The organism is Flavobacterium sp., from assembly GCF_021151785.1.
Lineage (GTDB): Bacteria > Bacteroidota > Bacteroidia > Flavobacteriales > Flavobacteriaceae > Flavobacterium.
On record NZ_JAGKWP010000026.1, the window covers coordinates 1 to 25,940 of the forward strand.

Consider the following 25,940-nt stretch of genomic DNA (forward strand, 5'->3'; position numbering starts at 1 on the left):
ATTAATAACATTATGTCTTTTTATTTGTGTAAAAGAAGCAGATTCTGATGATTAAATAAATATATAAAAACAATTTCTTAATTGTTAATTCTTGAATTCCGAACTTCTCAAAATCTTTGTACCTTAGCAATCCTAAAAAATTCAAAATTTGATTTCAAAAGAAACCATAGAAAAAGTATTTGATATTGCTCGTGTAGAGGAAGTTATTGGTGATTTTGTTCAACTAAAACGCGCTGGTTCTAATTTAAAGGGATTATCTCCGTTTGTTAATGAAAAATCTCCTTCTTTCATGGTTTCTCCTGTAAAACAAATTTGGAAAGATTTTAGCTCAGGAAAAGGAGGAAATGCCATCACCTTTTTAATGGAACACGAGCATTTTACTTATCCCGAAGCCATAAAGTATTTAGCAAAAAAATACAATATTGAGGTTGAAGAAACCATAGAAACCAATGAAGAAAAAGAAAAAGCAAATGAAAAAGAAAGTATGTATTTGGTTTCTGAATTTGCTCGTGACTACTTCAAAAACACCCTTTTAAAGACCGACGAAGGAAAAGCTATTGGATTATCTTATTTTAAAGAAAGAGGGTTTACACAAGAGACAATAGAAAAATTTCAATTAGGCTTTTCTCCTGATTCTTGGGATGCATTCAGTAAAGAAGCATTAGGAAAAGGTTACCAACTAGAGTATTTAGAAAAAACAGGACTCACAATAAAGCGAGAAGACGGTTCACTTTTTGACCGCTTTAAAGGCAGAGTAATGTTCCCCATTCACAGCATGAGTGGCCGTGTATTGGGTTTTGGTGGTCGAATTTTAACGAATGATAAGAAAGCAGCTAAATACCTCAACTCACCAGAAAGTGATATTTACCATAAAAGTAAAGTATTATACGGCATTTATCATGCTAAACAAACTATTGCTAAATTAGACAACTGTTATTTAGTTGAAGGCTATACAGATGTTATTCAATTTCACCAAAGCGGAATTGAAAATGTAGTAGCTTCGTCAGGAACAGCATTAACACCAGATCAAATACGTTTAGTAAGCCGACTCACAAACAACATGACTGTCCTTTTTGATGGTGATGCTGCTGGAATGCGAGCCGCTGTTCGTGGAATTGACCTCATACTTGAAGCTGGAATGAATGTAAAAGTAGTGACGTTTCCAGATGGTGACGACCCTGATAGTTTTGCAAAAAAAACAGCAAATGACGAACTAAAAACCTATCTCCAAGAAAACACAAAAGACTTTATTCAATTCAAAGCAAATTTGATTATGAATGAGGCTAAAAATGATCCTATCAAAAAAGCAGAAGCTATTAGAGATATGGTGAATAGTATAGCCAAAATATCAGATAGAATTAAACGCGAAATTTACATTCAGGAATGTTCTAGAATTATGGATATTTCTGAAGAAGTTTTGTATAATACTTTAGCTCAAATTTCAAAAAAAGAACTTACTGAAGCCAATAAAAAATTTACAGAAGAAAAAAAAGTATTTGAAGTTTTAAGAAATAACGACATACTTCAACCAGCTAAAATTGATATTCAATACGAATTAGAACAAAAAATTATTGAAATCTTATTGCTATATGGAAATAAAATAGAAGAATTTGAAGATACATTTCTTGTTGAAAATGAAGAAGGAGCATTAGTTGAATTCAAGGAAACAAAACCTTTTAGAGTAGCCGAACGAATTTATTTAACCTTACAAGAAGATGAAATTGAATTGACAAATCCTGTTTTCAAAACAATCTATAACGACTTAATAGCATATCACATTCAAAGCGAAGAATTTAGTATTGAAAAATATTTATCCCAAGTCTCAACTGAAGTAGCAGATAAAATTACCTCAATATTAATGTTAGAAGAACGAGATTCACTACATCAATGGGAAAAAAAACAAATTGTTGTAAAACAAAAAGAAGAAACCATAGCGCAATATGTAAACGAAACCATCCTAACACTTAGATGGTATCTTGTGCATAAAATAATTGATGACACTAAAAATTCAGTGTCATCAAATATTGAAATTGATAATTCAGAAATACTAACGAGTATAAAAGATTATCTAGGACTTACAAAAGTAATTGCTAAAAATCTAGGAAGAGTTCTAGCTCGTTTTTAAGAATTAAGAAATAATTTCTAACTCTCTTGACTTATTTAATAAATCCACTAAATTCGTTACATTAAGTTTTTGTAACAATCTCAACTTATAAGTACTAATTGTTTTTTCATCTAAAGATAAGATTTTAGCAACTTCTTTGTTTTTCTTACCTTCATTGAAATATCTTAATACTTCAATTTCTCTTGAAGACAATTTTTTATACAAACGATCTTCTTTTTTTACTTTTTTAAGCATTTCAATAGCCTCTCTTACCGCCTCACTGAAAATAATTTCACCTGTATGAACTTTCAAAATAGCATTTTCAAGTTCAGTCATTTCAATGTTTTTCGACAAATAAGCTCTTACACCAGATTTGATAGCTGGTGGCGCATACAACGTGTCAGAAACATTAGTATAAATAATGAAATTCACTAATGGATGAGATTTAATCAGAGATTTAACATTCATAATCGAATTTAAGCCTGTAAGCTCAACATCGATAATTACAATGTTAAATTTTCCTTTTGATAATACTTTTTGCAACTCATCAAAGCTTTTAACAAATGATTCAATTTTGCAATTTTTACTTTCTGCGAAGTAAGTTTTAACACCATGGTGAACAACCGGAGAATTGTCCGCGAAACAAATCGTTATCATAGTAGTTCTTTTTAATTAATTGGAGATTTATAAATATTTTTTACAAATTTAATAAAAATAACCTGAATATTTTACTTTTTTATAATAGTTTAACTTTATCGGGCAATAGACAAACAGGAATAGCCTGCATTTTATGCTGATTACTGGTGTTCAGGCGCTTATAAATTTCTAATACTTGCGCTTTTCTTCCTTCAAAATTTTCAGACAAACTCCCTTTTTGAGTTTCTATCATAGCCCATTCTAATTCATCATAGGTAGCTCCTAATTGATCTTCATCACTTCGATCATCACCAAATAATCCATCGGTAGGTTTAGCTTGTAAAATACTTCGTGGCACTCCTAAAAAAGCAGCTAATTCACGAACTTCACTTTTCATTAAGTCCGCAATAGGACTAACATCCACTCCCCCATCACCGTATTTGGTAAAAAATCCAACCCCAAAATCTTCTACTTTATTTCCCGTTCCAGCGACAATAAGTCCATGTAAACCACCTAAATAATACAAAGTAGTCATTCTTAAACGTGCTCTTGTATTAGCTAAAGTTAAATTCAAAATGGCTTCATTCTCACTTACTGGGACTTGACCTTTAAATGCTTCAAATACTGGTGTTAAATCAACACGTTCTTTATTGACATTAGAAAATCTTTGCATTAACTGATCAATATGTTCATATGCTCTACTAACATGACTTTCTGCTTGATGAATAGGCATTTCTACACACAGCGTAGGAAAACCAGTCATAGCACACAATGTAGAAGTTAATGCACTATCAATACCACCAGAAATACCCACTACAAAACCTTTAACTTTAGCATTTTCAGCATATGTTTTTAACCAATTCACGATATAATCTGTAACAGACTCAACATTTAACTTACTAGCATTTACCATTTTTTTAAACTTTTATTAGGTAGATAAATTATATATTTGCACTAAATTTTGATAAAATTACTAAAAATCAAATAATGAGAAAAATATTCGCCCTATTTATACTTTCTTTACTATTTGTTCAATGCAAAAAAGAAGATGCTAAAGAACAAGCATTAGACATTAAAAAATCGGTCAATTTATCTATTGAACGTTTTGATGTGAAATATGCACAGGCAACACCTGCGACTTTACCCAAACTTAAGGCAGAATATCCTTTTTTATTTCCATCGCAATTTCCTGATACACTTTGGACAAATAAGTTAAAAGACAAGTATTTTATTGAATTAAACAAAGAAGTAAAAAAACAATTTCCTAACACAACTCAACTTGAAGATGATATTGAGATGCTAATTAGTAGAATTAAATATTATTTTCCTGAAGAGAAAACACCTCGAGTTATTACACTTATTAATGAGGTACTTTTAGACAAAAAGGCATTGTACACAAATGACTTTATTTTTATTTCTTTAGATTGCTATTTAGGGAACAAACATCCTTTCTATGACGTTTTCGCAGCCTATCAAAAACAAAATTTAGTAAAGGAACAAATCTTACCTGATTTAGTTACTAATTTTGGATATAGAAAAGTGATTCCATCTCAAGACAAAACCTTATTAGGAGAAATGATTTATTTTGGAAAAATACAATATTTAAAAGATGTCTTACTTCCAACAATTTCTGATGCTGTAAAAATAGGCTATACCACTACACAATATAAGTGGTGTGAAGAAAATGAAGCACAAATTTGGTCTTATTTGATTGAAAACAAATTATTATATGACAACAATATAAAAAATTACCAACGATTCATTGAAGATGCTCCTTTCACAAAATTCTATGAAGCTATTGATAGAGAATCACCAGGAAGAGTAGGTCAATGGGTAGGCTGGCAAATTGTAAAATCATATATGGATAATAATGATATTTCTGTAGAGAAATTGTTAAAAATGGAACCTCTTGAAATTTTCAATAATTCTAAATACAAACCTAAAAAATAAGCCATTACAAATAGCTTAAACCATAAATACAATCAAACTATGTCAAAAAGTTCTGAAATTAAAATCAATATTGAATTAGACGAAAATCACGTTCCAGAAAAACTACTATGGACAGCAAAAGATGGAGGCGTTGAGAATGAAGAAGCAAAAACAGTATTATTATCTATTTGGGATGCCAATGCAAAAGAAACTCTTCGTATTGATTTATGGACAAAAGATATGCCTGTTGATGAAATGAAAATTTTCTTTCATCAAACTTTAGTTGCTATGACTGATACATTTGGACGTGCTACAGGAGATGAAAAAATGGCTGCTACAATGCAAGATTTTTGTGATTATTTCGCCGAAAAATTAGAATTAAAAAAATAAAAAACATCCTTATAATTGACTGCCTCAAAAAGTTAGATACTATTTGAGTGCAGTCTTAATTATATAGCTTTAAATATTATTTTTAAACTCAAAGTAAGCCTTTTCAATCGCTTCTTGATGCAATGGATGGGCAATTTTTACCATCTCATTAGCTCTTTGTTTCAACGTTTTTCCATATAAATCGGCAATACCATTTTCTGTAATAATATAATGAACGTGTGCTCTTGTAGTTACTACACCTGCTCCTTGTTTAAGATAAGGAACTATTCTACTTTCTCCTCTTTTTGTAATTGACGGTAAAGCAATAATTGCTTTACCTCCTTCACTTAACGAAGCTCCTCTTATAAAATCCATTTGTCCACCTACACCAGAATACATTTTTGCTCCTATTGAGTCTGCACAAACTTGTCCTGTCAAATCAACTTCTATAGCTGAATTAATAGCAACCATTCTATTATTCTTCCTTATTTTAGCCGTATCATTTACAAAAGAAGACTCTTTCATTTCAATAAATGGATTGTCATTAACAAAATCATATAATCGTTTTGAACCCATTAAGAAAGTAGCCAAAGCGCGCCCTCTTGATACTGATTTATAATTACAATTAATCACATCATTTTCAATTAAATCAATCACACCGTCAGAAAACATCTCTGTGTGTAAGCCTAAATTTTTATGATTAGTCAATTTACTTAATGCTGCATTTGGAATAGAGCCAATACCCATTTGAAGTGTACTTTTATCTTCAATTAACGAAGCAATATAAGTACCAATTTTCTCTTCTTCCATTGAAAAAGGAACCACTTCGTTAGAATAAATAGGCACATCTACCTCAACCAAATAATCTATTTCAGAAACATGTAAGATTCCATCTCCAAAAGTTCTTGGCATATTTTTATTGACTTGTGCAATAACAATTTTTGCATTTTCAACAGCTGCTACTGTAGCTTCAACAGATGTTCCTAACGAACAATAACCATGTTGATCAGGAGGTGAAACGTGGATAAAAACTACATCTAAATGCAAAACTTTTTTTCGAAACAGCAATGGCAATTCACTCAAAAAAACAGGGGTATACGAACCATTTCCTGACTTTAATGTGTGTCTAACGTTTGCACCAATAAAAAAGGAATTGACATGAAAACTTTCTGATAAATCAGGATTTGCGTATAACGCTTCTCCTTCAGTATGTAAATGACAAATTTCTACATTTCGCAATTCTGCTGCGCGATCTGTAAGTGCTTTTGTCAACACAGTGGGTGTTGCTGCTGCCGCTTGAACATAAACACGGTCTCCTGATTTTACAACTTTTACAGCCTCAGCTGCGGTTACATATTGACTCATACCTTATTTTTTTACAAAATTATCAATACAAGTTACGCAATTTTATGACAAATCTCATACTATTTAGACTATTTACAAATTATAAATAAAAGTTAAAATTTCAAAATTAATAGCAATACTATTATCTTTGTATAAAACACTATTGAAATGGCCATATTTATTTCTAATATTAAATTTAACATAGGAGACTCCATATATGTTAAAGACCCAGAAACATCAGAACTTGGGAAAAAAATTTTAAAAGAAAGCATCCTCTTAATCAATGAGATTGGTTTTGAGGAATTTACATTCAAAAAATTAGGGATTAAAATTGGCTCTAATGAAAGTTCTATTTATCGCTATTTTGAGAATAAGCACAAGTTGTTAGTTTATCTTTCGTGTTGGTATTGGAGTTGGATTGAATACAAATTGGTTTTTGCAACAGCAAATATGGAAAATCCCATGCAAAAACTAATCAAGGCAATTGCTGTTGTAACAGAGAAAATTGAAGATGATGAAACAACGGATTACATTAACGAATCTGTTTTAAATAAAATCATTATAGAAGAATTTTCTAAAACACTACAAACCAGAGAAGTAGACAATGAAAACAAAAAAGGCTATTTCATCATTTATAAAAGAGTAATCAATAGGATCATTAGTTTTGTAGAAGATGTGAATCCAGACTATCCTTATGCGAAAAGCTTAATTTCAAGCATTGTTGAGGGAGCGCTTCATCAACATTTTTTGAAAGATCATTTAAAAACAATTACCAATTGCAATGAAGAAATTAGTCCTATGCACTTTTACACGCATTTAGTTGAAAATCTATTAAAAAAATAAAATATGACACCTTTAAAACGATTTATCAATTTATTGAAATTAGACAAAAAAGATATTACACAGATATTCTTTTACGCTATTTTCGCCGGGATTGTAAGTTTATCACTCCCTTTAGGCATCCAAGCTATTATCAATTTTATTCAAGCAGGAAGAATTAGTGTATCGTGGATGGTTTTAGTATTTCTTGTTGTACTGGGTGTTGCATTTGTTGGGGCATTATCATTAATGCAACTACGTATCACTGAAAACTTACAACAAAAAATATTTGTTCGCTCTTCATTTGAGTTTGCTTACCGAATACCTAAATTCAAATTTGAAGAAATTTATGGAAAATACACACCTGAACTTGCTAATCGTTTTTTTGACACCTTAACTATTCAAAAAGGAACATCAAAATTATTAATTGACTTCTCCGCTGCTTTGCTACAAATTACATTTGGTTTAATTTTACTTTCTTTATACCATCCATTTTTTATTATTTTTGGAATTCTATTGATGTTTTTATTATACTTCATCTTTAAATTTTCCTATACACCAGGATTGGAAAGTAGTTTAAAGGAATCAAAATTCAAATACAAAGTAGCAAGTTGGCTACAAGAATTAGCAAGAAATTCAAATAGTTTTAAAAGAGAAAATTATCATGAATTTGCTTTAATTAAAAACGATAAACTTGTTCAAGACTATTTAAATTACAGGGAAAAACACTTCAATATCATTAGAAAACAATTCATTCAATTAATTTCTTTCAAAGTAATTATAACCGCTAGTTTACTTTTAATAGGAGGATTTTTAGTTTTAAACGAACAAATGAATATTGGTCAATTTGTGGCAGCAGAAATCATTATTTTACTAGTAATTAATTCGGTAGAAAAAATCATTTTAGGCTTAGAAACTTTTTATGATGTGTTGACTTCAATTGAAAAAATTGGACAAATTACAGATATGGAAATTGAGCAAGAAACATATGTAAATCAAACTGAATGTTATAATTCAATTTCACTAGAAGCCGATAATATTAGCTTTCATTTCCCAGATTCAAATGAAAATGTATTAGAAAACATTAATTTGACTATTGAACAAGGAGAAAAAATATGTATCGACGGAGATAATGGTTCTGGAAAAACTACATTAATTCGGCTTTTAGCAGGTATCATACAACCAACATATGGAGCGTTATACATTAATGACGATACCTTTAGAAAAATAAATTTAGCTCAATACAGAGCTCATATTGCTTGTTTAACTCAAGGGGAGACTTTGTTTGAAGGAACCATTGCTCAAAATTTAATGTTTGGTTATAGTGTAAACAATGATGAAATAAAATCAGCCTTAGATGCTGTTCAACTAACTTCATTCATTAAAACTTTACCAGAAGGATTAGACACCAAAATTCACCCAGAAGGCAAACAACTTTCTTCTTCTAATGCTCAAAAAATTTTACTCGCAAGATGCATTATCAGTAAACCAAGAATTCTTTTCCTTGAAAATCCAACCGATAAAATGGATGAAGAAACTTCAACAAAAATTATTGACTATTTAACAGATTCTAAACGCCATTGGACATTAGTTGTAGCTTCTAAAAATCCAAAATGGAGAAAACAAGGTTCGCGTATCATTTTAATTGAAAATGGAAAAATAAGTTCAGACTCAAAAATCTAAAAACTATGCTAAACTTATCAAAAAATAACAAACCAGATTATAATCGTTTAGACCAATACTCAACGATTCAATCCCTTGCTTCTAGACCGCATTATAAAGTTTTAAACAAAATTCTCGTAGGTTTTTTAATTCTCGTGGTGTTATTTCTATTTTTACCTTGGACTCAAAATATTCCCGGCAATGGAAATGTAACAACTTTAATGCCTAATCAAAGACCACAAACAATTCAATCATTAATCTCTGGCCGAATAGAAAAATGGTATGTTAGAGAAGGAGATTTTGTAAAAAAAGGAGACACAATCTTGTTTATCTCAGAGATTAAAGAAGATTATCTAGACCCCAATTTAGTTGAAAACACAAAAGCACAACTTACTGCTAAACAACAATCTGTTGAATCTTATGGCGGAAAAGTAAATTCTTTATCTGACCAAATTGTTGCTATTGAAAGAGAACGTAAACTAAAATTTGAACAAGCTAAAAACAAAGTTAAACAGTCCTACTTAAAAATTACAAGTGACAGCATGGATTTAGCAGCTGTTGAAACTCAATTAAAAATTGCAAAAACACAATTTAATCGCGCTGTTCAATTAAATAAAGAAGGTTTAAAGCCGCTTACAGAGGTTGAAGAAAAAAGATTAAAGCTACAAGAGGTTGAAGCTAAAATTATAACACAAGAAAATAAATTTTTAGCTAGTAAAAATGAATTAATCAATGCAAAAGTTGAATTGAATAGAATTAATGCAGAATACACCGAAAAAGTTTCCAAAGCTCGTGGTGATCAATTTACAGCTTTAAGTAGTCAATTTGATACGGAAGCTCAAGTTAACAAACTTAAAAACCAATACACCAATTACAAAATAAGAAATGGAATGTATTATATCACTGCTCCACAAGATGGCTATGTCAACCGTGCATTACAATCTGGTATTGGAGAAAACATTAAAGAAGGAACAGCAATTGTAAGCATTATGCCATCAAAATACCAGTTAGCTGTAGAAACTTACGTATCGCCCATGGATTTTCCATTGATTCAAAAAGGGGAACGTGTTCGTGTATGGTTTGATGGATGGCCAACAATCGTTTTCTCAGGATGGCCAGGTTTATCTTATGGCACATATGGTGGTAAAATTGTAGCCGTTGAAAATTTCATTAGCGATAATGGTAAATATCGAGTATTAATTGCTCCAGATGAAAAGGAAGAAAATTGGCCAAAACAATTAAGTATTGGCTCAGGAGCACAAACTATAGCGTTATTAGAAAATGTTCCTATTTGGTATGAAATATGGCGAACCTTAAATGGTTTTCCCCCTAATTATTATCAATCAAAAACAGATAAAAATGCTACTAAGGAAAAAAAATAAAGACCTCTTCAAATGGACTATTTTATTGTGTTTGTTTAGTTTTAATTTAAAGGCACAAAACAATGAGTTTACCTATGAAGAATATTTAGGCTTTGTAAAACGATTTCACCCTATTGCCAAAATGGCCGACTTGGAAATAAGTCAAGCTCAAGCTAATTTACTCCAAGCTAGAGGTGCTTTTGACCCAAAAATTGAAGTCGATTTTAGTCGAAAAGAATACCAAAATAAAGAATATTACTCTGTATTCAATGGAAGTTTTAAAATTCCTACTTGGTATGGAATAGAATTAAAAGCTGCATTTGAAAACAATGAAGGTTTGTATTTAAACCCTCAAAATACGGTTCCAACGAATGGCCTAACTGCTGTAGGAATTACAATACCTGTATTACAAGGGCTAGTGATTAATCAGCGAATGGCTGATCTTAGAAAAGCAAAATCTCAAATTAAACTGAGTCAAGCAGAACGAAGATTACAAGCTGTACAAATCATGTATGATGCTTCAATTGCCTATTTTAACTGGAAAAAAAACTATGAAGAAGTGCGTCTATATGAAAACTATGTCACCAATGCATCTATACGTTTAAAAGGAATCCAAACATTGATAGAACAAGGTGACAAACCAGCAATAGACAGTATTGAAGCTGGAATTACCTTAAAAAACAGACAACTTAACCTAGAAGAATCACGCTTTAAATTATTGAAAGCTAAATTAGAACTTTCAAATTTTTTATGGACAAATAATAATTTGCCTCTAGAATTGGAAGACAATTTAATTCCAGAAGAAAACTTGGAGCAATCTATAGGATTAACATTAAAAACCAATACCTTATTAACTGAAAACTTTTCAGTAACAACGCACCCCAAAATAAATGCGCTAGAAACTAAAATAGAAATGCTAAACATTGAAAGAAAATTGAAAGCAAATATGCTTCTTCCAAAACTTGATGTAGGCTATTCCTATATTTCAGAACCAGTTGCCTTTTCAAACTATCGATTTGAAGATTATAAATTTGGCATCAATGCATATTTCCCTATTTTCTTGAGAAAAGAACGAGGTGCTTTAAAATTAGCACAACAAAAAATCCAAGCACAAGAACTCACATTAGCTCTAGAAAAGAAACAATTAGAAAACAAAGTTACAGCTCAACAAAATGAAATTCAAACTATTTCAAAACAAAAAAACATCATTACAGGCTTAGTTAATGACAATGAAAAACTAGTCCAAGCCGAAGAAAGATTATTTAGTGCTGGAGAAAGTTCGCTTTTTTTAATCAATACAAGAGAAAATAATTTAGTCAGTGCTAAACTTTCTCGAATTAATATTGACAACCGTTTGTATCTTTCACATGCCGAATTATTCAAAACAATTGCCAATCCTGAATAACAAAAAAGTCCATTTCAATTGAAATGGACTTTTTTATTATTTTTTTATAATTTATAGACTAAAAACATTTAGAATACTCACTTAACATACAAACAATCAAAACTAAAACCCTAACTCTTAACATCATTACTTTTTCAAAAATAGTGAATAAACTCAAAATTCAATTTTATTATATTCGTTATTCAAAACTACATTTTTTGTACTTTTGCATCAGAAATTTCGATTATGATAATAATTAAAACAAGAGAAGAAATTGAGTTAATGCGAGAAAGCGCATTATTAGTTTCCAAAACACTAGGAATGATTGCCAAAGAAATCAAACCTGGTGTGACTACCCTATACCTAGATAAACTAGCCGAAACTTTTATTAGAGACCATGGAGCTGAACCTGCTTTTTTAGGAATGTATGGTTTCCCAAATTCATTATGTATGAGTCCAAACACTCAAGTAGTACATGGCATACCCAATGATATACCTCTCCAAGAAGGCGACATCATTTCTGTAGACTGTGGTGCGTTAAAAAATGGATTCTATGGCGATCACGCTTATACTTTTGAAGTGGGTGAGGTAACACTTGAAACCAAAAAATTACTCCAAGTTACCAAAGAGTCTTTATATATAGGCATTCGTGAAACAAGAGCTGGCAATAGAGTTGAAGATATTGGTAATGCCATCCAAAACTACTGTGAAAGTCATGGTTATGGTGTGGTTCGTGAATTATGCGGACATGGTTTAGGACGAAAAATGCATGAAGATCCCGAAGTTCCAAATTATGGAAAAAGAGGTCGAGGTAAAAAACTAGCCAATGGAATGGTTTTAGCCATTGAACCTATGATAAATATGGGAACTAGAAACATCAAACAACATAAAGACGGATGGACAATAACTACAGCTGATGGCAAACCAAGCGCTCATTTTGAACACGATGTAGCTATTGTGGATGGAAAACCAGAATTGCTTTCTACCTTTGCTTACATCTATGATGCGTTAGGAATTAGTAGTAACGAGGAAGACGGTCTAAGAAGTGTTCCTTTAGTTCTTTAAAATTAATCAAAAATGACTTTTCTTAATAAACTTTTTTTTGAAAAGTTTCAAAATTCAAATGAAAAAACTATTTAAATTTATTTTAAACACTATTCCACGTCCTATCTTAATTCGGGTAAGTATTGTGGTTCGTCCAATAATTGCTTTTGTTTTAAAAGGAAATCGATTTACAGATCCAATTGATGGCAAAAGTTTCCGAATGTTTCTCCCTTATGGTTATGGAACACAGCGAAATAATGTACTTTCTCCAAGTACATTATCTTTAGAAAGACATCGCTTACTTTGGTTGTATTTAAAAAATGAAACAGACTTTTTTACTTCTACTCAAAAAGTAAAAGTTTTACATTTTGCTCCTGAACAAGAATTTTATAAAAGATTTAAAAAACAAAGCAATATAGAATATACCACTACTGATTTATTATCTCCTTTGGCTGATGTTAAAGCAGATATTTGTAATTTACCTTTTGAAGATAATCAGTATGATATTATATTTTGCAACCATGTTTTAGAACATATTCCTGATGACACAAAAGCCATGAAGGAATTGTTCCGTGTATTAAAACCAGGTGGATGGGGAATTTTTCAGATTCCACAAGATTTAAACAGAGCAACTACATTTACAGATGATAGTATCACTGACCCAAAAGAACGTGCTAAAATTTTTGGCCAATATGATCATGTTCGAGTATATGGAAGAGATTACTTTGATAAATTGAGAAGCATTGGATTCCAAGTTGAAGAAATAGATTACACAAATACCATTGCTCCAGAATGGGTTGAAAAATATTGTTTAGCTAAAGGTGAAATTATACCATTAGTTAGAAAGTAAAAAGTCCCGACAATGTCGGGACTTTTTTTATTCAAGTTTTAATGTTTTCTTCATAAAAATTCTACTTCCACTTTTTTATAAAGTTTTTAAGATATGAAAAGACTTGTAAATCAAAATATTTGGCTATTTTTACTATTATTAAATCATTGTTATGTTTTCAAAAATTACAACTTTATTTTTGTTCATTAGCTGTTTACTCTTGGCTCAGGAGCAAGAAGTTCCAACTCCTTTTAATATAAAAACAGTAACCTTTGTACAAGGAGGTAACAACGCCATTCCTTTTTTCAGACTAGGAGATGCTTTTGAACTCCAGTTTGATGATTTATATGGTAACGAAGCCGATTACTATTATACCATTGAACATTATAACTATGACTGGACTCCCAGTAGTTTATTAAAAAATGAATACATCAATGGATTGGACAACCAACGCATTCAAAATTATTCTAATTCACTTAATTGTTTCCAAAATTACTCTCACTACACACTTAGTTTCCCAAATAAATACAATCAAATTATAAAATCAGGCAATTACATGGTTAAAATCTATGATGATGAACAACACTTAATTTTTTCAAGAAAATTCATTATCTATGAGGATGATTTGATGATTGGAATCACCATTCGCCGTTCTCGAGATATGGAAACTATCCAACAAAAACAAAATGTAGAATTTTTTATTGATTACAAGGACCGTGTTTTACAAAATCCGCTACAAAATATTAAAGTTTCTATCTTTCAAAATGGAAAATTTCAAAATGCCATTCACAACATAAAGCCTCAATATACAATTGGTACTCAATTAATCTATCGCTACAACAAAGAAACCCAGTTTTGGGGTGGAAATGAATTTTGGAATTTTGAAAACAAAAATATTAGAGGAGCTTCCAATACCGTCTTTAAAGTTACTACTGGTGACATCTACAACACCTATTTATATGTTAATGAAGCAAGAAAAAATAAAATTTACACTTATTTTCCTGATATAAACGGAAATTTCCTTGTGACTAATTTTAATGTAACCAACCCAAATGTTGAATCTGATTATGCTTGGGTATATTTCACACTAGATTGCAAAGAAAATCCTCTAGAGAAAAATATATATATCAATGGCATGTTTAATAATTATGCCATTTCAGATGAGAATAAAATGGATTACAATAGTACAACCAATCGATTTGAAAAAGCCTTACTAATTAAGCAAGGATTTACTAATTACCAATATGTTTTGACTGATTTAAATGGTAAAATTGATGAGAAAAATGCAATAGATGGTAATTTCTACCAAACCGAAAATAATTATACCATCTTAGTCTACTACAAAGGACCAGCAGATCGTTACGACAGGGTTGTTGGCATAGCTAATGCAACCAGTTTAGACATTAAAAATTAACAATTTCTTTAAAGATTTTTTATTAACTTTGACAAGCTATAAATCAAATTATGGTAACTCAAATAACAAGTGGCATTAAAATTTCAGTTTCAACTAGTTTTGAAGGTACATATTTCAAAAACTATAAAATTCACTATGCCTTTACTTATCAAGTTACTATAGAAAACCAAAGTAAAGATTCTGTACAATTAAACTCTCGTCATTGGGAAGTTTATGATTCTTTGAACAATTTAGACATTGTTGATGGTGAAGGTGTTATTGGAAAAAAACCTGTAATTAAACCCGGGGAAAAACACTCTTATTCTTCAGGTTGTTTATTATCATCCCCGATTGGAGCGATGAAAGGTTTTTATAACATGATTAACTTCACAACAACCAAGAGTTTTAAAGTAACCATTCCAACCTTTAAATTGATGGCTCCATTTGCTATGAATTAGAAGTCTAATTATTTGTTTATTTTAGTACTAATAATTCAATTTTTCCTTTGTATTTTTGCTATAAGATAAATTGAAAGCTTATTTTCAACGATTTCTTTATCAATTTGTTTAATAATTTTAAACCATAACATCATGCCAAAAGGATTTTTTAATGTACCTAAAGCTATTAACGAAACTGTTAAAAGTTATGCCCCTGGTACACCTGAAAGAGAACAAGTTTTAAAAACGTATAAAGAACTATGGAACAGCACTATTGATGTTCCGTTATACATAGGAAAAGAGCAAATTAAAACAGGAGTTACAAGAACGATGTCAGCTCCACACGACCACCAACATATTGTTGGCACGTATCATTTAGCCGAAAAAACTCATGTTGAAAAAGCTATTTCCGAAGCGCTAGAAGCAAGAAAAGCATGGGCTGCTTTACCTTGGGAACACCGAGCTTCAATATTTTTAAAAGCTGCTGAATTGATTGCTGGACCTTACCGTGCTAAAATCAATGCTGCTACCATGATTGCCCAATCAAAAACAATACATCAAGCAGAAATTGATGCATCATGTGAATTAATTGATTTTTTGCGTTTCAATGTAGAATTCATGACTCAAATCTATCAAGATCAACCTTATTCTCCTTCAGATGTTTGGAACCGAATAGAATATAGACCTCTTGAAGGTTTTGTCTATGCAGTAACACCATTTAATTTTACAGCTATTGCAGCTAATTTACCAGCTTCTGCAGCTATGATGGGAAATACGGTAGTTTGGAAACCAAGTGATAGCCAGGTATTTTCAGCTAAGGTAATTATTGATATTTTTAAAGAAGCAGGTCTACCAGACGGTGTAATCAATGTTGTTTTTGGTGATCCAATCATGATTACAGATACTGTTTTAGCAAGTCCAGATTTTGCTGGAATTCACTATACTGGTTCTACTTTTGTATTCAAAGAAATTTGGGCTAAAATTGGCGCAAATATTCATACTTATAAAACCTACCCAAGAATTGTTGGAGAAACCGGTGGAAAAGATTTCATCTTAGCACATCCTTCTGCTGACCCTATTCAAGTAGCAGCTAATTCTATTAGAGGTGCATTTGAATTCCAAGGACAAAAATGTTCTGCAGCATCAAGAGCTTATTTCCCAAAAAGTTTATGGCCTGCTATTAAAGCTGAATTCGATAAAGAAATCCCAACTATTAAAATGGGATCTCCAGAAGATTTAAATAATTTCTTTACAGCCGTAATTCATGAAGGATCTTTTGACAAATTAGTTTCTTACATCGAACAAGCCAAACAAGATGCTGATGCTGAAATTATTTTTGGTGGCGGTTACGACAAATCAAAAGGGTGGTTTGTTGAACCTACAATCATCTTAACTACAAATCCAAAATATAAAACAATGGAAACAGAATTGTTTGGTCCTGTTTTAACCATTTATATTTATGAGGATGCGGAGTGGAGTTCTGTTCTTAAATTAATTGACGAAACTTCTGAATATGCCTTAACTGGAGCTGTATTTAGTGAAGATCGATATGCCATTAATGAAGCGGCTAAAGCCCTAGAAAATGCAGCTGGTAACTTCTATATCAATGACAAACCTACTGGCGCAGTAGTTGGTAATCAACCATTTGGAGGAGCTAGAGCTTCTGGTACAAACGACAAAGCGGGTTCTGCTCAAAACTTATTGCGTTGGGTATCTCCAAGAACAATTAAAGAAACGTTCGTAACACCCGTAAATTATAGATATCCGTTTTTAGGATAAACTGAAAATATATTCACAAATAAACTCATTAATTTGAGTGATTATTTAAAAAAAGTAATAACCCTTGATAAAATATCAAGGGTTATATTTTTAAATCAAAAATAAGTTATTATGCTACTTATTATTTAGCGGCATCTTTTATTTTTTCACCAGCTTCTTCTAGTTTTTTGCCACTTTTTTCAATAGCTTCACCTGTTTTTGTTTTAGCAGAGTCTACAGCTGCATCTACCTTAGCTGCTGCTGTATCTATTTTTTGCTCTACTTCAGCACCTACAGCCTCTGTTGCTGTTTCAACTTTTTCTTTAGTTTCATCTTTACAAGAAACCATCAATGCTGTAATTACAGCCAAACTCAAAATTACTTTCTTCATGTTGTTTTGTTTTTAATACTATTAATTAATTTTAACTATTAATGGTATTTTCAAATGACATGCCAAACTTTATTTAAAATCAAAATTATTTTCTGTAAATAAAAAAGCATGAAGTAAAACCTCATGCTTTTGAAATATTCTGAACACTAAATGAACTAACAAAATAACTAAGCAGAAATTGTTTCTACTTCTTTGTTAATTTTATTTACTAAACCAACTAATACTTTACCTGGACCAACTTCAGTAAAACTAGTAGCTCCATCAGTAATCATCTGATTAACCGATTGCGTCCATTTTACAGCTCCTGTTAATTGCGCAATCAAATTACTCTTTATTTGAAGAGGATCTGTAACTGCGCTTGCCGTAACATTTTGATAAACTGGACAAATAGGCGAAGCAAAAATAGTAGCTTCAATAGCTGCAGCTAATTCTTCTCTCGCTGGTTCCATCATTGGCGAGTGAAATGCACCTCCCACTGGTAAAATTAAAGCCCGTTTAGCTCCTGCTTCTTTCATTTTTTCACAAGCGATTTCTACTGCTTTTAACTCTCCTGAAATAACTAACTGACCTGGGCAGTTATAGTTTGCTGGAACCACAACTCCGTCTATTGAAGCACAAATATCCTCGACCACTTTATCATCTAGGTTCAAAACAGCAGCCATAGTGGATGGAGTAACCTCACAAGCTTTTTGCATAGCTAAGGCGCGTTGAGAAACTAATTTTAAACCATCCTCAAAGGATAAAACTCCGTTTACTACTAAAGCAGAAAACTCACCTAACGAATGACCAGCAACCATATCAGGCTGAATGCCTAACGTTTTAGCCAAAATCACAGAATGTAAAAATACTGCAGGCTGTGTTACTTTAGTCTCTTTAAGTTCATCAGCTGTTCCTTCGAACATAATATCTGTGATACGAAATCCTAAAATTTCATTAGCTTTTTCAAATAATTCTTTGGCTAATGGAGAATTTTCATATAAATCCTTTCCCATTCCAGTGAACTGGGCACCTTGTCCCGGAAATACATATGCTTTCATCTTTCTTTGTTTAGTTAATTACAACAAGTTGCAAAAATAGTATTTTTTTTATTTGAAGCACTTATTTTCAGTTTTACACATGTCTTGTATTCTGTTACAGAAAAGAACCCTTATTCTAAGGACTCTTTAGTTTTCCTACAACCAAGGCAATATTTATCGATTTAATTTAAAAAATAATTTACAAGTTAATACCTTTAATTATTACTTGAAGTTGTTCTCTATATGTGGTATTGATAATACCATTAACAGCATCAAAATTTTCGTAAAAATTAGGCAATGAAAAAGTTCCTTTTACAAGCCCTCCTTGAAATGGAAGTCTACTATTTGCTATTTCTAAAACAGAACTCCCACCACGAGCCCCTGGTGAAGTTGCTAAAAGTAACATTGGTTTTTCCTGAAAGGTCTTCGCATTAATTCTAGAAGCCCAATCTAATAGATTTTTAAAGGATGCTGAGTAAGCTCCATTATGTTCCGCAAAAGAAATTACAATAAAATCAGCCGCGCCAATTTTTTCATAAAATTGAGAGGCCTCTTTTGGAATTCCTTCTTTTTCTCTATCCACTGAAAAAAGTGGCATGTCATACTCATTCAAATCTAATACTTCTACATCAGCAGTTTCAAATTGTTGGGCGACATAAGTTGCTAATTGTTTATTTATAGACGTTTTGCTTGTTGATGCGCCAAAGGCTAAAATTTTTTTCATACTTATTTAATTATAATTTATTGGTTCAACCAAGAACCAAGTATTTTTTTCAAAACAGGAAGCAATACAAAAACCATTAATGGCACAAGTATTCCTGTCATAATTAATGTTCTAAATGGCAATGCTAGGGCTTTTATATAATCACCTATTAAAAAACTCAATAATTTAATAGAAGGGTAAATAGCTATCCAAACCATCAAAGCACAATTTCTATTTTACTGTTGGTTTCATTATTTTAAAACAATTTATTATTAATTCTAATTTAAACTATCAAAAACAAGCGGAATCATTTTTATTTTTATAAAATCCATTATTACAAACTTTATTTTTAATATGTTTTACAATTTGAAGAAAATGTTAAGTCGCTAAAACATCATTATAAGATGGTGTTTTCTCAAAAACATGCTTAGCAAACGGACAAAAAGGTACAATTTTGATTCCTCTTTCTCTTGCAAAAAACACAGCTTCTTGCACCATTTTATTGCCGAAACCTTTACCATTATTTCCTTCATTAACTTCCGTATGATCTATAATGATTTTATCTTCTCCTGAAAACACAAAGGTCATCATGGCTTCTTGTTTTCCATTTATCTCAATATAGAAAACTCCTTTGCTATCTGATAATTTCAGTTTAACTTGTTCATTCATAACTTTATATTGTATTAAACATTCATTGGAATTTCCATGATTAAGAAACGAGCATCTGTAGAAGCAGTAATTTCAATCTGTTCTATTTCCCAAATACCTAAAGCATCTCGTTTATCTAAACTTTGACCATTAACATTTATTTTGCCTTCTATATTCATTATATAAAAACCATTTCCTTCCTTTTTTAAGGTTAATTTTTTTGTTGTACCCGCATCAAATTCACTAAGATAAAACCAAGCATCTTGATGAATCCATACACCCTCATCCTCTGGATTAGGAGATAATATCTGAGAAAAATTATTTTTTTGATCCGTTTTATTTAGTGTTATTTGTTGATAACGTGGACTCACATTTCTTTTATTAGGAAATAACCATATTTGAAACAATTTAGTATGCTGGTCATCGTTAGGATTAAATTCACTATGGAAAATCCCCGTTCCCGCACTCATCACTTGAACATCACCACTTTTAATTGTAGAAGCATTACCCATACTGTCTTTGTGAGCTAAATCTCCTTCTAATGGGATAGTAATTATTTCCATATTATCATGTGGATGAGTACCAAACCCCATTCCCGCGGCAATAGTATCATCATTTAAAACCCTTAAGGCTCCAAACTGAACTCTATCTGGATTATACCAATTAGCAAAACTAAAACTGTGGTAGGCATTTAACCATCCATGATTAGCATGTCCTCTTGATTCTGATGTATGTAAAACCGTTTTCATAATTGTTGCATTTATATTTTTATTAAGCGTTGTTTTAAAAGGAGTCATTTCGTAACTTTCAGCTAAAGCCGAACCAGTTATTACAGCAGCTGCACCCAGCATACTTCTCTTTATAAAATCTTTTCTTTGCATTAGTTTCAATTTTATAAGACAAAGTTACGAGCGGAATGACTTTAGAGTACTTAATCTAGATTAAGAAATTATTTTTTTTAAAAGCTTAGCTTTCATTTTACTAAAAAATTCAGGAGTAACTCCAATAAATGATGCAATTTGCTTTTGAGGAACACGTTGAATAAGGGTAGGGTATTTAGAACAGAATTTTTCAAAACGTTCTTCGGCAGTTAAACTTAAGTTATCGATTAATCGCTCTTGATGAGCAACTAAAGAGTTTTCGGCTAATATTCTGAAGAAACGTTCTAGTTTAGGTATTTTTTGATAAAGTAGTTGATGTGTTTCTTTACTCACACAAACAATTTCAGCATCTTCAAGCACTTCTATAAATAAATTTCCTGGTTTTTCAGCGATATAACTATACATATCACCAATCCACCAACCTTCACAAGCAAAATGCAGAACATGCTCAATAATTTGATCATTAATAGTGAAACTACGAACAACCCCACGTTGAACGAAATAAGTATTACGCGAAACCTCTTCTGCCTTTAATAACATAGATTTCGCTTTATAATATTTTACTTCCACCTGAGTAAGAATCAATTGTTCCTCCTCAGGTGTAAGTGTTACAATTTTATTTATATTTTCAAGCAATAAAGACATGTTTAGCAAAAATGCTTTTCTACAACAGATGGTGTTTGATGCGGTACTTTAATTTCACATCTTCTATAGGGTCCACATCCTAAGCGTCTAGGCCCACAAGAAATCATTAATAAACCTATTAGTGCTAAAGCAATTATTTTTTTCATAAATCAGGGTTTTATTTTTACTAAAGTAGTATTTTTTTTCGCACGTTCCACAATTTCTTCAATTGGAACTTCAAAAGTGTCATAAGTTAAAACTACTCCCATGCGACGAAAAGGCCTAGAAGAGGGTTTTCCAAATAATCTAAAATCTGATTTGGGTTGAGATGCTAAAAGATCAATTCCTTCATAACTAGGATGATCAGATAGAGAATGGGCAAGTAAAACTGCACTAGCCCCAGGTCGTTCTAGAGTAATTTCAGAAAGGGGTAAGCCTAAAATAGCTCGCAAATGTAATTCAAATTCATTAAAATTTTGTGTACCCGCTAATGTAACCATACCTGTATCATGTGGTCTAGGAGATAGTTCCGAAAAGTATACCCCTTCAGAAGTTAAAAAGAATTCTACTCCAAATAGACCAGCGCCTCCTAACGCCTCTGTTACTTTTCTAGCCATTTCTTGCGCTTCTAATAAATCTTTATCAGAAATTCGTGCAGGTTGCCAACTTTCCTGATAATCTCCTCGCTCTTGTCTATGGCCTATTGGAGCACAAAACAGCGTTGGTAACCCTTGGTTTTGAGTAACAGTTAATAAGGTTATCTCCGAATGAAAATCAATAAAGGCTTCTACAATTACCTCTACTAAATCTCCTCGAGATCCCCCTACTGCATACTGCCACGCTTTTTCTATATCCGCAGTAGATTTAATTGTAGATTGTCCTTTTCCCGATGAACTCATCAAGGGTTTTACGACACATGGAATACCTATTTCAGCTACAGCTTTTTCTAGCTCCTCTAAGGTAGTAGCATAGTTGTATGGAGCAGTACGGAGTCCTAATTCTTTTGCAGCCAAATCGCGAATAGCCTTTCTATTCATCGTGAAATTAGCAGCCTTTGCTGATGGGACAACTGTAATACCTTGTCGTTCATAGACGTAAAAGCGTTCGGTTCTTATGGCTTCAATTTCAGGAACAATAAAATCAGGTTGATGTTTTGCTATAACAGCATCCAAAGCGTCTCCGTCTAACATATTTATTACTTCAAAAGCATCTGCAACTTGCATGGCTGGTGCGTTAGCATAACTATCTACAGCAATTACAGTTTGTCCTATTCGTTGAGCAGCTATAACAAATTCTTTCCCTAGTTCACCTGAACCTAATAATACTATTTTCTTTTGCATGTTGTGTTGTTTTATAGTTTAAAATTGGTTTTTCTTACTTTTGAAGTAACTATTTTTACTCTTAAAAATATTACACTATAAATAGAGAATATTAAATTGAAAGCCAACTTTAGACCTAATTAGATATTTTTAATCATATAAAGAAATTCGATCAAATAAAAAAGCCCCAAGTTTCCTCAGGGCGTATTCTTATTAAGCTAATGCTTCTTTTATTCTCTTAATGGCTTCTTTTAATTGATCTTCACTTGTAGCATACGACAATCGAATACAACTTGGATTCCCAAAAGCATCTCCTGTTACTGTAGCCACATTAGCTTCCGCTAATAAGTACATTGCTAAATCATTCGCGTCTTTGATTAATTGCCCACGTAATGTTTTTCCAAAATAAGCCGACACATCAGGAAAGAAATAAAAAGCACCTTCTGGCATAGTTAATTTAAATCCAGGAATAGCTACTAATAAATCATAGACTAATTGTCTTCTGCTTTGAAAAGCATCTACCATATATTTGATGGCAGATGGACTGGCTTCTACGGCTGCTTTAGTTGCACGTTGAGCAATAGAACTAGCTGCACTTGTAACTTGTCCTTGCATTTTAGTACAAGCTTTAGCAATAAATTCAGGAGCTCCCATGTATCCAATACGCCATCCAGTCATAGCAAATGATTTGGCAACACCATTAACAGTGATCGTATTGTTCTCCATCCCTGGTAGAGAACCTATAGAACAGAATTTACCCGTATAATTGATATGTTCATAAATTTCATCAGAAACCACATAAATTTGAGGATGCTCTTTTAATACCTCAACCAAGCCTTCTAATTCCTGACGACTATAAACAGATCCAGAAGGATTACAAGGCGAGCTAAACCACATCATTTTTGTTTTTGGAGTAATGGCTGCTGCCAGTTGTTCAGGTGTTATTTTAAAATTCGTCTCAACGGAAGTTGGAACTTCCACCGGAACACCTCCCGAAAGCTTAACGATTTCATAGTAAGAAACCCAGTAAGGTGCAGGTAAAATCACCTCATCACCTTCATTTAACATGACTTGGGCAATGTTATACAATGATTGTTTGGCACCGGTTGAAACCACAATTTGATTTGGTTTGTACTCTAAACCGTTATCTCTTTTAAATTTAGCTGAAATAGCTTCTTTTAAATCAACGTAACCATCAACTGGTGGGTAAGCAGAGTAATTATCATCTATGGCTTGTTTTGCCGCAGTCTTAATAAAGTCAGGAGTATTAAAGTCCGGCTCACCTAAACTTAAACTAATAATGTCTTTCCCTTGTGCTTTTAATTCTCTAGCTAAAGCTGCCATGGCTAATGTTTGTGAAACAGCCAGGTTGTTAATTCTGTCAGATAAAACGTTGTTCATTGTTGTTTTTTTGGTAGGATTGTGTGTTGCTTTTATTTTATGCAATTTGCGGTTGTTTACCTAATTCTTTTAAGTGTTTAAAGTGTGAAGCAATTGCGGCACGAGTGGTCTTAAATTCATAATAAGGTAAATTGCATTCTTTTGCTGTTTGTTTTACAATTTCTCCAATTTTCCCGTAATGAATATGACTGATGTTTGGAAAAATGTGATGCTCAATTTGATGATTTAAACCTCCTGTATACCAATTTATTAACCAATTTTTTGGAGCAAAGTTTGCTGTTGTAAACAATTGATGTACAGCCCAAGTATTTTCCATCTCCCCATTTTCATTTGGTTCAGGATTAATTGTATCTTCTACTACATGAGCTAATTGGAAAACTACACTTAAAATTAAACCAGCTGTATAATGCATAACAAGGAATCCAAGTATCACTTTCCACCATGTTATCCCTAAGACAATCGGAATAACTATCCATATAGAAAAATACAACGCCTTAGTGATTGCTAATGTTGTCCATTGAAATGCTGGGCTTTTGAATTCACCGTATGATAATTTTCTTTTTAAATAGCGTTTCATTTGAAGGAAATCAGTAGTAATAGCCCAATTGAAAGTTAATAATCCGTATAGAAAAATGGAGTAATAATGTTGAAATTTATGATGCTTATACCATTTTGATGTTTTTGAAAAACGTAGTATTCTTCCTGCTTCTAAATCTTCATCATGACCTAAAATATTGGTATAAGTATGATGTAAGACATTGTGTTGCACTTGCCAATTATAAACATTCCCTGCTAAAATGTAAATACTACTTCCCATTATTTTATTTAACCAAGTCTTGTCCGAATAAGCGCCATGGTTACCATCATGCATTACGTTCATTCCAACACCTGCCATTCCAATACCAGTTACTAAATTCAATAATAGATAAACCCAAAATGGCATATCCATTGAAATTAAAAAAAAGTAAGGAGTTAAGAAAATGATAAACATGACAATTGTTTTTAGATGTAATTGCCAATTACCCGTTTTTTTTAAATTATTTTCTTTAAAATAGTCATTCACTCGCTTGTTTAATGTTCTGAAGAACTGCGTTTTATCTATTTTAGCAAAAATGGGTGCTTGAGTTGACATAGTATTCATTATTTAAGTTTTCAAATGTACTAATAAATATCTAAATTGAAAGGTGATAAATGTCATCTAATTAAAAAAGTGTACTTTTGTGCAAAAATTAACATTTTGGAACAAATACTGCATTATTTCCCAGACTTAACCCTACTTCAAAAAGAACAATTTGCACAATTGTATGCTTTATATTCAGATTGGAACAGTAAAATAAACGTGATTTCTCGAAAAGATATTGACGAACTTTACACCAGACATGTATTGCATTCTCTAGGAATTGCTAAAGTAATGGCTTTTAAACCAGGGGCTTCAGTTATAGATGTTGGAACAGGTGGTGGATTTCCAGGCATTCCTCTTGCTATTTTATTTCCCGAAACTAATTTTTATTTGATTGATGTGATTGCAAAAAAAATAAAAGTAGTTAATGAAATAGCGAAAGCATTGAACTTGAAAAATGTAAAAGCTGAACAAAAACGTGCTGAAAGCGTTGAAGAAGAATTTGATTTTATTGTGAGTCGTGCCGTTACTAATATGCCAGATTTTGTAAAATGGGTAAAAGACAAGACGAAAAAGGAATCGATACACGAATTTAAAAATGGAATTCTTTATTTAAAAGGTGGTGATCTTTCTGAGGAATTAGCGGTGTATCAAAATGTTCAACTTTTTGAACTATCAAACTTTTTTGAAGAAGATTTCTTTGAAACTAAAAAAGTAGTGTACTTACCTTTAAAATACAAATAATCTATAAATTTAAAACTACAATAT

The 25,940-nt window shown here is 31.8% G+C and carries 27 protein-coding genes; 13 read left to right on the forward strand and 14 right to left on the reverse strand.

The annotated features are described in order from the left end of the window. Window positions 1–148: 148 nt before the first annotated feature. On the forward strand, window positions 149–2,125 hold the full coding sequence (gene dnaG / locus QZ824_RS04375) for a DNA primase (protein WP_291274799.1): 1,977 nt from the start codon (window positions 149–151) through the stop codon (window positions 2,123–2,125). A gap of 3 nt (window positions 2,126–2,128) precedes the next feature. Here the strand turns inward: dnaG and QZ824_RS04380 are convergent, their stop codons facing one another. Beyond that, the gene (locus QZ824_RS04380; protein WP_291274800.1) at window positions 2,129–2,761 is read right to left on the reverse strand and encodes a response regulator transcription factor; all 633 of its coding nucleotides are present in this window, start codon (window positions 2,759–2,761) and stop codon (window positions 2,129–2,131) included. A 79-nt stretch (window positions 2,762–2,840) separates the two neighbouring features. Then, window positions 2,841–3,653 (reverse strand): NAD(+) synthase, encoded by an 813-nt coding sequence (nadE, locus tag QZ824_RS04385; RefSeq protein WP_291274801.1) that lies wholly within the window; start codon window positions 3,651–3,653, stop codon window positions 2,841–2,843. 74 nt (window positions 3,654–3,727) lie between these two features. Between nadE and gldB the strand changes: the two genes are divergently transcribed. Together gldB and gldC are read left to right on the forward strand one after the other, a co-directional pair. Beyond that, window positions 3,728–4,690 carry a gliding motility lipoprotein GldB gene (gldB, locus tag QZ824_RS04390; RefSeq protein WP_291274802.1) on the forward strand — a complete coding sequence of 321 codons (963 nt, stop codon included), beginning with the start codon at window positions 3,728–3,730 and terminating at the stop codon, window positions 4,688–4,690. Between the two features lie 39 nt (window positions 4,691–4,729). After that, window positions 4,730–5,059: a gliding motility protein GldC gene (gldC, locus tag QZ824_RS04395; RefSeq protein WP_291274803.1), complete on the forward strand. Its 330-nt coding sequence runs from the start codon at window positions 4,730–4,732 to the stop codon at window positions 5,057–5,059. Between the two features lie 69 nt (window positions 5,060–5,128). Here gldC and QZ824_RS04400 read toward each other — a convergent pair whose 3' ends face one another. Continuing rightward, window positions 5,129–6,403: an acetyl-CoA hydrolase/transferase C-terminal domain-containing protein gene (locus QZ824_RS04400; RefSeq protein ID WP_291274804.1), complete on the reverse strand. Its 1,275-nt coding sequence runs from the start codon at window positions 6,401–6,403 to the stop codon at window positions 5,129–5,131. 147 nt (window positions 6,404–6,550) lie between these two features. On the opposite strand from QZ824_RS04400, the gene QZ824_RS04405 reads away from it, so the two are divergent. The 9 genes from QZ824_RS04405 (at window position 6,551) to pruA (ending at window position 17,090) form a co-directional block, all read left to right on the forward strand. Further along, window positions 6,551–7,225, forward strand: coding sequence for a TetR/AcrR family transcriptional regulator (locus QZ824_RS04405; protein WP_291274805.1), 675 nt, complete (start codon window positions 6,551–6,553; stop codon window positions 7,223–7,225). 3 nt (window positions 7,226–7,228) lie between these two features. Further along, the gene (locus tag QZ824_RS04410) at window positions 7,229–8,884 is read left to right on the forward strand and encodes an ATP-binding cassette domain-containing protein (RefSeq protein ID WP_291274806.1); all 1,656 of its coding nucleotides are present in this window, start codon (window positions 7,229–7,231) and stop codon (window positions 8,882–8,884) included. A 5-nt stretch (window positions 8,885–8,889) separates the two neighbouring features. Then, complete coding sequence (locus QZ824_RS04415; protein WP_291274807.1) at window positions 8,890–10,245, forward strand: biotin/lipoyl-binding protein; 1,356 nt, start codon at window positions 8,890–8,892, stop codon at window positions 10,243–10,245. Then, on the forward strand, window positions 10,223–11,629 hold the full coding sequence (locus QZ824_RS04420; RefSeq protein WP_291274808.1) for a TolC family protein: 1,407 nt from the start codon (window positions 10,223–10,225) through the stop codon (window positions 11,627–11,629). Before QZ824_RS04415 ends, QZ824_RS04420 begins: the two co-directional genes overlap by 23 nt. 225 nt (window positions 11,630–11,854) lie before the next feature. Next, window positions 11,855–12,673 carry a type I methionyl aminopeptidase gene (gene map / locus QZ824_RS04425; RefSeq protein WP_291274809.1) on the forward strand — a complete coding sequence of 273 codons (819 nt, stop codon included), beginning with the start codon at window positions 11,855–11,857 and terminating at the stop codon, window positions 12,671–12,673. A 58-nt stretch (window positions 12,674–12,731) separates the two neighbouring features. Then, window positions 12,732–13,502, forward strand: coding sequence for a class I SAM-dependent methyltransferase (locus tag QZ824_RS04430; RefSeq protein ID WP_291274810.1), 771 nt, complete (start codon window positions 12,732–12,734; stop codon window positions 13,500–13,502). Between the two features lie 151 nt (window positions 13,503–13,653). After that, window positions 13,654–14,895, forward strand: coding sequence for a DUF5103 domain-containing protein (locus QZ824_RS04435; RefSeq protein ID WP_291274811.1), 1,242 nt, complete (start codon window positions 13,654–13,656; stop codon window positions 14,893–14,895). A gap of 50 nt (window positions 14,896–14,945) precedes the next feature. After that, window positions 14,946–15,332, forward strand: coding sequence for a Co2+/Mg2+ efflux protein ApaG (apaG, locus tag QZ824_RS04440; protein WP_291274812.1), 387 nt, complete (start codon window positions 14,946–14,948; stop codon window positions 15,330–15,332). 132 nt (window positions 15,333–15,464) lie between these two features. Continuing rightward, complete coding sequence (gene pruA / locus QZ824_RS04445; RefSeq protein ID WP_291274813.1) at window positions 15,465–17,090, forward strand: L-glutamate gamma-semialdehyde dehydrogenase; 1,626 nt, start codon at window positions 15,465–15,467, stop codon at window positions 17,088–17,090. Window positions 17,091–17,211: 121 nt separating this feature from the next. Here pruA and QZ824_RS04450 read toward each other — a convergent pair whose 3' ends face one another. The 11 genes from QZ824_RS04450 to QZ824_RS04500 form a co-directional block, all read right to left on the reverse strand. After that, complete coding sequence (locus tag QZ824_RS04450) at window positions 17,212–17,460, reverse strand: hypothetical protein (RefSeq protein ID WP_291274814.1); 249 nt, start codon at window positions 17,458–17,460, stop codon at window positions 17,212–17,214. Window positions 17,461–17,627: 167 nt separating this feature from the next. Next, window positions 17,628–18,497, reverse strand: a complete 870-nt coding sequence (gene fabD, locus QZ824_RS04455; protein ID WP_291274815.1) for an ACP S-malonyltransferase — start codon at window positions 18,495–18,497, stop codon at window positions 17,628–17,630. A 178-nt stretch (window positions 18,498–18,675) separates the two neighbouring features. Further along, complete coding sequence (locus QZ824_RS04460; protein WP_291274816.1) at window positions 18,676–19,200, reverse strand: NAD(P)H-dependent oxidoreductase; 525 nt, start codon at window positions 19,198–19,200, stop codon at window positions 18,676–18,678. A gap of 17 nt (window positions 19,201–19,217) precedes the next feature. Then, window positions 19,218–19,400: a hypothetical protein gene (locus QZ824_RS04465; protein WP_291274817.1), complete on the reverse strand. Its 183-nt coding sequence runs from the start codon at window positions 19,398–19,400 to the stop codon at window positions 19,218–19,220. Between the two features lie 157 nt (window positions 19,401–19,557). After that, window positions 19,558–19,848 (reverse strand): GNAT family N-acetyltransferase, encoded by a 291-nt coding sequence (locus QZ824_RS04470; protein ID WP_291274818.1) that lies wholly within the window; start codon window positions 19,846–19,848, stop codon window positions 19,558–19,560. A gap of 14 nt (window positions 19,849–19,862) precedes the next feature. Further along, window positions 19,863–20,579 (reverse strand): pirin family protein, encoded by a 717-nt coding sequence (locus QZ824_RS04475; protein WP_291274825.1) that lies wholly within the window; start codon window positions 20,577–20,579, stop codon window positions 19,863–19,865. 189 nt (window positions 20,580–20,768) lie between these two features. Further along, the gene (locus tag QZ824_RS04480; protein WP_291274819.1) at window positions 20,769–21,353 is read right to left on the reverse strand and encodes a Crp/Fnr family transcriptional regulator; all 585 of its coding nucleotides are present in this window, start codon (window positions 21,351–21,353) and stop codon (window positions 20,769–20,771) included. A 2-nt stretch (window positions 21,354–21,355) separates the two neighbouring features. Continuing rightward, window positions 21,356–21,499, reverse strand: coding sequence for a hypothetical protein (locus tag QZ824_RS04485; RefSeq protein ID WP_291274820.1), 144 nt, complete (start codon window positions 21,497–21,499; stop codon window positions 21,356–21,358). Window positions 21,500–21,502: 3 nt separating this feature from the next. After that, window positions 21,503–22,672 (reverse strand): formate-dependent phosphoribosylglycinamide formyltransferase, encoded by a 1,170-nt coding sequence (gene purT / locus QZ824_RS04490; protein ID WP_291274821.1) that lies wholly within the window; start codon window positions 22,670–22,672, stop codon window positions 21,503–21,505. A 192-nt stretch (window positions 22,673–22,864) separates the two neighbouring features. Then, on the reverse strand, window positions 22,865–24,052 hold the full coding sequence (locus QZ824_RS04495) for a pyridoxal phosphate-dependent aminotransferase (protein WP_291274822.1): 1,188 nt from the start codon (window positions 24,050–24,052) through the stop codon (window positions 22,865–22,867). Window positions 24,053–24,089: 37 nt separating this feature from the next. Then, the gene (locus QZ824_RS04500; protein WP_291274823.1) at window positions 24,090–25,184 is read right to left on the reverse strand and encodes an acyl-CoA desaturase; all 1,095 of its coding nucleotides are present in this window, start codon (window positions 25,182–25,184) and stop codon (window positions 24,090–24,092) included. 105 nt (window positions 25,185–25,289) lie between these two features. On the opposite strand from QZ824_RS04500, the gene rsmG reads away from it, so the two are divergent. Beyond that, the gene (gene rsmG, locus QZ824_RS04505) at window positions 25,290–25,916 is read left to right on the forward strand and encodes a 16S rRNA (guanine(527)-N(7))-methyltransferase RsmG (RefSeq protein ID WP_291274824.1); all 627 of its coding nucleotides are present in this window, start codon (window positions 25,290–25,292) and stop codon (window positions 25,914–25,916) included. The last annotated feature ends 24 nt before the right edge of the window (window positions 25,917–25,940 follow it).